This window comes from Atribacterota bacterium (genome assembly GCA_028703475.1).
Classification (GTDB): Bacteria; Atribacterota; Phoenicimicrobiia; order Phoenicimicrobiales; family Stramentimicrobiaceae; genus JAQVMU01.
The window spans coordinates 1-11,202 of sequence record JAQVMU010000055.1; the positions used below are offsets into that span (position 1 = coordinate 1).

An 11,202-nucleotide genomic window follows, 5' to 3' on the forward strand; every position below is an offset into this window, starting at 1 on the left:
AGGAGGTAATTTAATGAGCAGAAAAAAATTTTATTTAATGGTATTGATTTTAGTTTCTTTATTTTTTAGTAGTTGTGCTATTATTGGTACACCAGTTTTGGATTCAATCGAAACGGTTGACCAGGTAGATCTGGAACGATATACAGGAGTCTGGTATGAGATTGCCAGTCTGCCAACTACTTTTGCTAAAAATTTAGTATGTGTTACTGCGACTTACACAATTATGGAGGATGGTAAAGTAGAAGTACTCAATCAGGGATACAAAGGATCAACAGATGGAAAGTTAAGCAGCATAACCGGAACTGCATGGGTACCCAACCCTGAAGAACCGGGACAGTTAAAAGTCAGATTTTTCCCGATTATTCCCCCCAGCCAATATAATATTATAGTTTTGGACGAAGAGGAATATTCTTATGCTATGGTTACCGGAAAGAATTATAATTACTTGTGGATTCTATCCAGAACACCGCAAATGGAATCAGAGACTTATGATATGCTAATTCAAAAAGCAGAGGACTGGGGTTTTGATGTAGCTCAAATTAAAGTAACACCCCAAACTTGTTGGTAAGGGAATTGTAAAAATTAGGGAACTGAATATATATATTCAGTTCCCTAATTTCTCAATAATTATGAAAAATTTTCTAAAACTATTTTCCCTTAGCTAATTCGGAAGTACAATTAGGGCAGCGTGTTGCTTTAACAGGTATCAAAGTAAAGCAGTGAGGGCATTCCTTGGTTGATGGTGGTGGTACTTCTTCTTTCTTCTTCATGCTGTTTACTTTGCGAATAACCAGGAAGATAGCTAATGCAATAATTAAAAAACTTATGATAGTATTAATAAATAAACCATAATTCATTGTAACTGCACCGGCTTCCTGTGCCTCAGCTACAGTAAGATAAGGACCGGGTGTAGTACCTTGCTTAAGCAAGATAAAGAGATTACTGAAGTCTATTCCTCCTAACAGAAGCCCGATAGGTGGCATAATTACATCCTTAACAAAAGAGGTGATTATTGAACCGAAGGCAGCTCCGATAACAATTCCCACTGCCATGTCCAGGACATTTCCCCGCATAATAAATTTTTTAAATTCATCTAACATTACAAATTCCTCCTTAAAACTAAATTTGCTTATATTAATGGTATTTCAATAGTTAAGTATAAAGATTTTAGTTTTTATTATATTTTAAGATAGATAAGTTCTTATTCCATATTCACTTACTCCTTTTCTTTGGTAGATTTCGGAAACCAGGGAAAGAATTTTGATGTTTCCCGGGCATATTCCTGAAATTTAGGATTATCGGCAAATTTCTTTTCCAGCATAGGAACACCGGAAACAAAGAGTAAAAGCAGGGTAATAGTCAACGGGCTGATGACTAACCAAAAACCCCTTGGTAATGACAAAGCAATTATGTAGATTCCCCACCACATAGTTGCTTCTCCAAAGTAGTTTGGGTGGCGGGTATATTTCCATAACCCGTATTTCATAATATTCCCTTTGTTTTTCGGTTTTTTGATAAATTGGGCTAATTGGTAGTCACCCACTGATTCAAACAGGAAACCTGTAATCCAGATTATAGTGCCCAGGTAATCCAAAAGTTGCAAACCTTGCTGTTGAGAGTGATTTATAAGTATAACAGGGGAAGAGATAATCAGCAAAAATAATCCCTGTAACATGAAAATCTGAAAAAAACCACGAATGTAAATCCATTTCCCCCATTCTCTTCTCCATTTGGCATATCTAAAATCCTCTGGTTTTCCCCAGTTTCGTTTTAAAATATAATAAGATAAACGGGAACCCCAGGTAATTACAAGTACACTTACAAGTATGCTTCTGGCAGTAATAACTTCTGAAAAAAAGAAAGTAAAGAGAGTTACAAGTATAAAACCAAAACCCCAGCCGATATCTACTATGGAATTATTCTTTATAATTTGTGCAGTTATAAAGAAAATAGTGAAATAAATAAAAATGAGTACAGCAGATGGAAAAAAGATAGATAACATACATTACCTCCTATCTATCTAATAGAAAAAGTAAATTATGGTATAATTTTATTCTTCACTCATAAAACCCACTGCAACAGCACCTTTTCCTGAAGCCATTGCAACGACAGATGAAACTTCTTCAATGTATTGTGGTTCTTTTTGCAATATTGTTAGCAGGGATTTCCGGTATTGCTCTGCCAGTTTTGGCGCCTGGGAATGGACAATACAATAACGCGTAATGGGATTTTTCTGATTATTTTCCTGGATGATGTTTAATATTTTATTAAAATTAGCCTTACGGCTGAAAGCCTTGGCAAAGGCAATGCCATTTCCTTCTTCATCCAATGAGATGATGGGTTTTAAGTTTAATATTTTTGCAAGGTTTCCCTTAAAAGGGCTTACCCTGCCGGATTGAACCATATACTTAAAATTAGAAACACTAACCATAATTTTAACCTTGGGTATCAAGTCATGGATTTTTTCTATAATTGCATCATGGCCCAATCCAGTATCAATAAGCTCAGCAGTTTTCTGGACTAATAATCCCTGGGCGGCAGAATTTAATTTAGAATCAATAACATCTATATTATAACCAGTTTCCCGTAATTTTCCCGCTGCCTGAAAAACTGAGTTAATAGTGCCGCTGATTTTTCCGGAGACCATTAATGCAATCACAGAATCATAATAAGAGCTGAGGTATTGTAAAAGTCCTTCGACAACTTTTACGCCTGGTTGAGAGCTGGTTGGAAAATTATTAGTTTTTTCAACCAGCTCATGAAATATTTTTGGAGTAATGGTAATCTTATCCAGAAACTCATTGTTTTCAAAAAAAATAGATATAGGTAAAATATGGATATTATACATATCAAGCAGTTTTTCCGGGATATCAGCAATTGAATCAGTAACCAGAGCAATAGTAGGATGTTTTTTATGGGAAGATATAAATTGTTTTTTCATATCGTCAACTTTTGGGTTTACAATATTTGCAAAATTGCTAAGATTTAAAAATACCTCTGCAGGATTGTTGGTATGAATATGTATACGGGTTTTTCGGGTATTTCCGGCAACTATAATAGAATCGCCCAAATTCTCTAACATATTTCTTATTTCACTCATTTTTTCAGGCTGAATATTGATTAACATGGTCTCTATACAATAGCGGTATGTTAAATCAAAATCAGCTTCCGGCATAGGTTCAAATTTTTCTACTGATAATTCATGTTGTTTAACAATCTCTCTGAGATTACCATAACGGATAAATTGACCCATACCTTCTAACAAGTGCACAAATCCTTTACCCCCAGCGTCGACTACATTTGCATCTCGCAAAGCTTTCAATTGATTAGGGGTATTATTTAAAGCCTCTCGTGCTTTTAACAGTGCAGAGTGAAAAAGCTCATCAAAGTCATGACTCTTATTCTTCATATCATAAACTGCTTGTGCCCATACTTTTATAACCGAGAGCATTGTCCCTTCTACCGGATGAAGAATTGCATTATAAACAGATGGTATAGCATCTTTGACAGATTCTCCAAAAGTTTGAATATTTAATGTTTTTTGATTACCAACTGCATTAGCCCAGCCATTAAAAAATTGTGCAAAGATAATACCAGAGTTTCCTCTAGCTCCGGACAGTGCTGCGTCAGCCATTGATTGCAAAGTTATATTGACATTCTTTGATGCCTTAACTTCCTGGAGCATATTGTTAATAGTGTAAGCCAGATTTGTTCCGGTATCTCCGTCAGGAACAGGAAAAACGTTTATTTTATTGAGTTTTTCTTTTTGTCGAATAATCTCATTAGCACCGGAAATGAAGGCATAATAAAGTCGTTTTCCGTTCAGGTATTTAATTGGCATTAAACCGTTTCCTTTAAATATAGATTTATATTTGCATTGTAACTGAATTATCAATGTTTAACAATAAATATTTATAAATATATAAGTTATTAAAACCTACTACAAATTGTTGCAAAATGGTATTTTTTGGGTTATTGTTCAATAGAAAAGATTTGTTTAAATTTTTCCTGAATAATTCACCTGTTGCTCAGAAAAAACAATAAAAATTTAAAAACAATAGATATAAGGAAGGAGAAAATATAATTTGGGATGGAAAGATAAGAAAAAGTCATCTACTGATTGGTATATTCATAATTGGACTTTTTTGGGTTGGGTCGAGACGATAATAAAAACTATTGCAATAATAATTGGCATATTGTCTTTTTATTTAAGTTTTGACTCACAAGATTGGGTTATTCCTTCAGGGGTACAACTGGTTCAACTGCTTGTTTTAGGGCTTTTATCATTGGGAATATTTTTTGCCATTTTTAATCGCTGGAAAAATAAGGAAATTATATCCATGTTTTTTGTTATATTGAACAATATTGGCCATTGGGGAATGTTCTTGTCATTACTTAGAGATACAGGCTGGTTCTATTTGCCATATTTTGCACTCTTAATGATGTTGGGAGATTTGGTCAAAATCCTATTTTTAAAGCAAACCGGTTATACTGAAAGGAATATTTTACCCAGTCTTTTTATTTATGCTACCCTTGTTTTTGTTATCGGGTATGGGCTCATTGATTTATTAAGCTGCCTGAATTAACCAGCAAAGAATATATTTTTTGATTTTTAAATCCTTTAATAAAAGATTAAGGAGGAAATATTTTTGGATAGAGACAGGAGATATCTTTTAATTTTGAAAGAAGTAAAAGTTGCTTCATATGATATTGATTTTGTGGGCATTGTTAGCAATATTAGTTATATTCGTTGGTTGGAGGATTTGCGTTTAGCATGGCTGGAAAAATATTTTTCTTTAACAAAACAAATGGAAGCAGGATTTATACCAATATTGCTGGAAACTCATATCCAATATCAGCATGCAATTCGCATGTCCGATAAGGTAAAGGGAATAATGTGGGTTAGTAGGCTTCATTCTCATAAGTGGAAAGTTAAGGCAGAATTTGTTGTTAACGAAAAGGTAATGGCTATAGCTGAACAAAAGGGTGTTTTTATAGACCAGGTTCAATGGAGACCAATTCGTATTCCTGAAGAGTTGAAAGAAATTTATAGAAAGGAAAAGGAAGAGAGACAAAAAGACTAATTTTAGAAAGAGGTGAATAGCATATTCTGGTATCATATCTTGCTTTAACAGCGCGAATAGTATTCGTTGCTTTTGAAAAGATTGTTGTTAGATTACTGGGGGATCGTCAGGGCAATGTTGATTATAACCTGTCAGCAACTTTTTTATTCTTTATCTTTGGAGCACTTATTTTAACTCCATTGGCTTCTTTTGTCCCCATAAAGAATTTTATCTTTTTACTGCCTTGTTATGGCAGCAGTTTACTCTATACAGTATATTCTTATTCTTTTGTTACTTCTCTGGCAACAGGAGAAACATCTTTGGTAACTCCGATATACAGTTTAAATGGGTTAATTCTACTAATATTTTCTTTTCTTTTCCTTTCAGAACCATTTACAATAACTAAAATTATGGGGGTTATTTTAATGATAATCGGGGTTTCGCTGCTGAAAGATGCCAAAAATCCATTCTATTCAGCGCGATATATCTTTACTGATATTCCCAGCCGAATGATGTTTTTAGCGGTTACCAGCCAATGTTTAGGGAGGGTTATTGATAAATATTATCTTCCCAGTGTTCATCCCGTTACTTATTCTACGATATTATACTTTTTTATTGCTTTTAATTTACTGGTTATTTTGCTGATTAGAGGGAAGGTAAATACAATATTAAAAGTTTTTAATAAAAAACCGAAACTGTCAATAACCAGTGGACTGATAAATGGATTTTCGTATTTATTTTTACTCTATGCCATGCAACAGATTGATTTAAGTCTTGCTGAACCTTTAACCAATCTTTCCCTGGTTCTAACTCTATTATTTTCATTCCTGTTTTTTAAGGAAAATGTAATAGAGAAATTGCCAGGCTCCATTCTTATTCTTTTGGGTGGATGGTTTTTATATTTGAATTTTTAAGTGAATTGTATTATATTTTACACTTAAAGCAATAAATATTAAAATTCTTATCATGAATTTAATTGAGTCTACTATACATATAAAATTGAAAGGAAATATGTTTTGGAAAATACAGGAAATAATAAAAATAATCTTACAATCAGAGAGGCTGAACTATCAGACGTACCTGTGCTATTGGCATTGATTAAAGAATTAGCAGTATATGAAAAACTAAGTGACATGGTAGTTACAGACGAAGAAGCTGTTTGCAAAACTTTATTTGGGGATAAGCCATATGCAGAAGCTTTATTGGCTATTTGGGAAGGTCGAGCGGCAGGAATGGTTATTTTTTTTCACAATTATTCAACCTTTCTGGGGAAACCGGGTTTTTATATTGAGGATCTCTATGTAAAAGAAGAATTTCGTGGATTGGGTATTGGCAAAGAATTGTTATTAAAATGTGTTGAAATTGCCAGAGAAAGAGATTGCGGGAGAATGGAGTGGTTAGTTTTAAATTGGAATCCTGCCAGAGAGTTTTATGAAAAACTGGGTGCTTACCCCCTGGATGAATGGACCGTTTATCGCTTGGATAAAGATGCCATGGAAGATCTTATCCGGTAAAGATATAATCTAAATTAATATTTCAAGAAAGAGGGGATGGGCAAATATTTTAAACCCGATTATATTTCCATTTCCCTTTTTTGTAATATATTACCATAACGATCAGTTCGATTAATTCTGCCAGTAAAAATCCTATCCAGATATAATGGACAGGCAGAGACAGAATATAGACTATCAAAAAAGAGTAGGGAATCTGGAATAACCAGCGTGATACGACTCCAGAGACTAAGAAAGGAAGATTGAATCCTGAGCCGGAAAAAACAGTATTCAGCCCCATGGAAAGAGCAACAGCAATAAAACTGGGAGCAATAATATAAATCATGTTTTTGCCAATTTCAATAACTTCGTTGTGATTAATAAATAATTTAATAATATGTTCAGGGAAACATATTATTATAGCAACTATAATACCTGTGACAATGCTTCCTAAAAAAGCAGCCCATAGTGCAGTTTTATGAGTTCTTTCAACTTGATTAGCGCCAAGGTTTTGACCGGCAACCGTACTTCCCCCCATGGATAATCCTAATAGAGGAAGAAAGACAAGATTAGACAGACGCATTCCAATACCAAAGACTGCAAGTGCAGGTGTACCGTATAAGGATACAATTTTCAAGAGTAAAAACTGACTACCTTGCCGAAAAAACATTTCTAATCCAGTAGGTAGACCAATAATGCTTAGTTTTTTAGCATTTTCCTTACTCAACCTAAACAAGCCTTTTACAGATATCTGAACATAGCTTTTTCCTGATAATAGAATAAGCAATCCAGCTGAAAATGCCACAAAAGTCGAGAATACAGTAGCAATTGCTGCACCTTGAATTCCCCAGCCAAATCCCGGAATTGAAGTTCCAGGTATTGTTTCAAACATTAGAATCGGGTCTAAGATAATATTTAAAATTGAGGTGAATGTCATGATAATCATAGGATGCCTGGCATCACCGGTACAGCGCATCGCAGTATTTACACTGAATGAAGCAAACATAAAAGGAAGGAACAGGGAACGAATAATTCCATAATCAAGAATATGTTTAATAACCAAATTATCATCAGAAAAAAAGTAGCTAAGAGGTTTGAGAAGTATAGTTAGTATTATTGCCATAACTGCTGAAACAAGTAGTTTAAAAAAGATAGATTGTTCCATGATTTCTTTTGTCTTATCAGTGTGACCCGATCCATAACTTTGGGAAATCAGCGATACTGCACTAACACCAATAATTTCACTAAAAATATCTGAAATCCAAAAGATGGTACTGAAAATGGTTACCCCTGCAACTGCTTGAGCAGATATTCTGCCTATCCAGATCATATCTATAAAATCATAAAGGGTTTGAGCAAAGAACCCGAACATTGTAGGAATAGAGACTACAAGTAGATTTTTAACAATATTTCCTTTAGTTAGATCTCTTTTTATAAACCTTCTTTGCATAACCAACCTATTATAGATTTGATTAGGATTTAAAAATTAAAACAAATATAAATATTAATCAAAGTCTAATGTTATTATATTGTTCTTTTGCTATAAAAGTAAAATATTTATATGATATAATAATCAAAATAGAATAATTTTTTACCAGAAAATAATAAATAGTATTATATTGTTCTTTTCTTTTAAAAGAAAAATTATTATAATATAATAGCAAGCATTATTTTCAGAGAAGAAAATTTAATTTATATTTACTTATTTGTAGTTCTATTAGGCATATAATCTTAATAAACCTATGCCTTTATGTTTACATCATTATTTGCTGATTAAATAACTTCTCTATAAACTCTAAAAGAAAAATCTTTTAATATTTTTTAAATTAAAACCTTCAGGAGCAGAGATGGCTTTTCTCTTAATTCTTGACCGAGAACATAAAGCTTTATGGGTAAAAAACAAAAATAAAATTAATGATAATCATTGGTTTTTACCTGAAGTTGAAGACCCTGTTAATAAGCCATCAAACCGATTGAATGTAGAGCTGTTAGCTAAACAGGCCTTTATTCCTTTAAAATCAAGCTTGATTGGTAAAAAAAATCTTTTGGATATTTCTCACAATGAACAAATTATTTACCTCTTTCTCTGTATAGGTAAAGAGGCTTCAGAAATAATGTTTGATTTAACTAAATACCGTGATATTCAGTGGACACCAATCAATTGTGTCAAAGAAGACTATATTTTTTCTGGTTTATCCGGAAAATCAGTTATTAATGCTTACCAGGATATATTATTAGATGGTTTTATTGATGTTAAATCAAATTTTCATATTGTTAAGAATGGACATGGTAAAAAAGAAACTGATAATTATAATAATGGAATACTCCAGGGTAAAAGAAAATTATTTGTTGAGCTTAAAGAACAATATAATCTATATCACCAGCCTATACCCAAAATTGGAGAATATGCGCTTTTGAATAACTGGAAAGGTATTCCGATTGCTGTTTTGGAAATAACCCGGGTTATTATTGAGCCATTTGACAATTTAAGAGGAGTCGTAAAACAGTTGGACGATACTGAAGAGGTATTTTCCGAAGATAGAGAAAAAAAATATCAAAAAGCTTTTAGTACCTGGTGTCAGAACCATAATCAAATATTTTCCCGCAAGAAAGAAGTAGTATTATCACAATTCAAAATAATCCAACAATTCGAAGATTCAAAGGCGAATCATTTAAGAATTCCCTAACCTCTTAAAAAGTTTCTGTTCAAGGGAAGGTCCTTGTTGACTGGGATAAGGCCTTACCTTATTGACTGGAGCAGGGACTTAACCCTTGATAGAATAAAGGCTATTATATATGAAACGGTTATTGATTAGCATTCAATATATTAGTTGACATTGTTTTTTCATGGTGTTATTCTTTTATCTAACTATCTAATTATATGTCTTTAGTATTAATAAGGTTTTTTAGTAAAAAGAAATTTTAAAAAAATAGGAGGTGAATGTAAGATAGAATTGTTCAGATAAATTGAGATGATGAGAAAATTAATAAAATGAAAGGGGAAAAGAAATGAAAAATAAATTATTATCTATCCTGACTTTAATAATTATTCTTAGTATGGGAATAGTTATGTCTGGATTAGCTCAAGAAAAAGTTCTGGTGTTTGGCAGCAGCGGAGATGCTGTCCGTTTGGACCCTGCTGATGTAACAGATGGTGAATCTATCCAGAGAATGGATAATATCTTTGAAGGACTGGTAGAATATGAGGCAGGTTCCACTGAGATTAAACCTTGTTTAGCCGAATCCTGGGAAATATCCGAGGATGGTACAGAAATAGTCTTTAATTTAAGAAGGGGAGTAAAGTTCCATGATGGAACTGATTTCAATGCTGATGCAGTAGTCTTTTCTTTTGAAAGACAATACAATCCGGAACATCCTTACCATCAGTATGGTGAATGGCCATATTGGGGATACATGTTCAGTGATATTGAAAAAATGGAAAAAATTGATGATTACACAGTTAAATTAACCTTAAAGGATCCCAATGCCTCTATTATGACCAGCCTGGCCATGTTCACGGTGGCAATTGTAAGTCCGGCAAATGCAGAAAAATTCACAGAAGATGCCTTTAAGAATCCATGTGGTACCGGACCTTTTAAATTTGTGGAATGGGTAAAGGATGATCATATTACCCTGGAAACCAATGAAGACTACTGGAGAGAAAGACCAGAACTAGACAAACTGATATTCAGGGTTATAGAAGATCCTTCAGCAAGATTACTGGCTTTAGAGGTAGGAGAGGTACATGGTATAGAATATCCTAATCCATCTGATTTGGAACGTATTGAAGCCAATTCTAATCTTGTCTTGATGACAGAACCTGGTATGAATGTTGGCTATATGGCTATGAATACCGGTTATGGCTATGTTGATGCCAACAAGAATGGAGTCAAAGATGATGATGAACCATTTGAAAAATTACCCGGTTATTTTGAACCTCTGACCAAAAAAGGGGTAAGACAGGCTATCAATATGGCAATTGATAAGGAAGCTATAGTAAGAGATATTTATATGGGAACTGCCGCTCTTGCAAAAACTGGTGTGCCTCCCGGGGTACTTGGACATCACGATGGAATAGAAGATTATCCTTATGATCCGGAAAGAGCTAAAGAGTTACTGGCTGAAGCCGGTTATCCTGATGGCTTTGAAGTAACATTACATGTTATGCCTGTCTCCAGACCGTACATGTTTGATCCTCCAAAAATAGGTGAGGCTATTCAAAGTTATCTGGCAGCAGTAGGAATCACGGTTAATTTCTATCAGGTAGATTGGAGCACTTACCTGCAGGAGACAGAAGCAGGACAGCATCAGATGTGTATGCTGGGTTGGACAGGTGATAATGGTGACCCGGATAATTTTATGAATGTTCTATATGGTCTAAATGCCTGTTCTATTGGAACAGCCGGGAATTATGCCTTCTATACCAATGAAGAAAACCAGAAACTTTTAACTGCAGCATTAAGAACTTATGATGTAAAAGAAAGAGAAGAATACTATAAAAAAGCACAGGAATTAGTTCATGAAGATGCCGGATGGGTATTTTTAGCTCATTCTAATCAAAACGTAGTCTTCCGCAATAATGTAGAAGGTTTTGTTTTACACCCAACTTCCCGTATGTTCTTCTATCCTGTTGATATAAAATAGTTAAT

Annotated in this window: 11 protein-coding genes; 7 read left to right on the top strand and 4 right to left on the bottom strand. The window is 33.8% G+C overall.

Translation table 11 applies throughout. The annotated features are described in order from the left end of the window. Window positions 1–13: 13 nt before the first annotated feature. Window positions 14–568, top strand: coding sequence for a lipocalin family protein (locus PHQ99_06370; protein ID MDD4289195.1), 555 nt, complete (start codon window positions 14–16; stop codon window positions 566–568). 79 nt (window positions 569–647) lie between these two features. Here PHQ99_06370 and mscL read toward each other — a convergent pair whose 3' ends face one another. The 3 genes from mscL to PHQ99_06385 all read right to left on the bottom strand — a co-directional run bounded on the left by mscL (window position 648) and on the right by PHQ99_06385 (window position 3,841). Then, window positions 648–1,100 carry a large-conductance mechanosensitive channel protein MscL gene (mscL, locus tag PHQ99_06375; GenBank protein MDD4289196.1) on the bottom strand — a complete coding sequence of 151 codons (453 nt, stop codon included), beginning with the start codon at window positions 1,098–1,100 and terminating at the stop codon, window positions 648–650. 116 nt (window positions 1,101–1,216) lie between these two features. Beyond that, window positions 1,217–2,002 carry a DUF1295 domain-containing protein gene (locus tag PHQ99_06380; GenBank protein MDD4289197.1) on the bottom strand — a complete coding sequence of 262 codons (786 nt, stop codon included), beginning with the start codon at window positions 2,000–2,002 and terminating at the stop codon, window positions 1,217–1,219. 48 nt (window positions 2,003–2,050) lie between these two features. After that, window positions 2,051–3,841 (bottom strand): DegV family protein, encoded by a 1,791-nt coding sequence (locus tag PHQ99_06385; protein ID MDD4289198.1) that lies wholly within the window; start codon window positions 3,839–3,841, stop codon window positions 2,051–2,053. A gap of 244 nt (window positions 3,842–4,085) precedes the next feature. Between PHQ99_06385 and PHQ99_06390 the strand changes: the two genes are divergently transcribed. The 4 genes from PHQ99_06390 (at window position 4,086) to PHQ99_06405 (ending at window position 6,577) form a co-directional block, all read left to right on the top strand. Continuing rightward, window positions 4,086–4,586, top strand: coding sequence for a hypothetical protein (locus PHQ99_06390; protein MDD4289199.1), 501 nt, complete (start codon window positions 4,086–4,088; stop codon window positions 4,584–4,586). 63 nt (window positions 4,587–4,649) lie between these two features. Next, window positions 4,650–5,084: a thioesterase family protein gene (locus tag PHQ99_06395; protein MDD4289200.1), complete on the top strand. Its 435-nt coding sequence runs from the start codon at window positions 4,650–4,652 to the stop codon at window positions 5,082–5,084. Window positions 5,085–5,212: 128 nt separating this feature from the next. After that, entirely contained in the window at window positions 5,213–5,977 is a 765-nt protein-coding gene (locus PHQ99_06400) for an EamA family transporter (protein ID MDD4289201.1), read from the top strand. A 102-nt stretch (window positions 5,978–6,079) separates the two neighbouring features. Then, window positions 6,080–6,577 (top strand): GNAT family N-acetyltransferase, encoded by a 498-nt coding sequence (locus tag PHQ99_06405; protein ID MDD4289202.1) that lies wholly within the window; start codon window positions 6,080–6,082, stop codon window positions 6,575–6,577. A gap of 49 nt (window positions 6,578–6,626) precedes the next feature. On the opposite strand, the gene PHQ99_06410 is transcribed toward PHQ99_06405, so the two are convergent. Further along, window positions 6,627–8,003: an MATE family efflux transporter gene (locus PHQ99_06410; protein ID MDD4289203.1), complete on the bottom strand. Its 1,377-nt coding sequence runs from the start codon at window positions 8,001–8,003 to the stop codon at window positions 6,627–6,629. 397 nt (window positions 8,004–8,400) lie between these two features. On the opposite strand from PHQ99_06410, the gene PHQ99_06415 reads away from it, so the two are divergent. Together PHQ99_06415 and PHQ99_06420 are read left to right on the top strand one after the other, a co-directional pair. Beyond that, complete coding sequence (locus tag PHQ99_06415) at window positions 8,401–9,240, top strand: hypothetical protein (GenBank protein ID MDD4289204.1); 840 nt, start codon at window positions 8,401–8,403, stop codon at window positions 9,238–9,240. Window positions 9,241–9,562: 322 nt separating this feature from the next. Continuing rightward, complete coding sequence (locus PHQ99_06420) at window positions 9,563–11,197, top strand: ABC transporter substrate-binding protein (GenBank protein MDD4289205.1); 1,635 nt, start codon at window positions 9,563–9,565, stop codon at window positions 11,195–11,197. Window positions 11,198–11,202 lie beyond the last annotated feature (5 nt).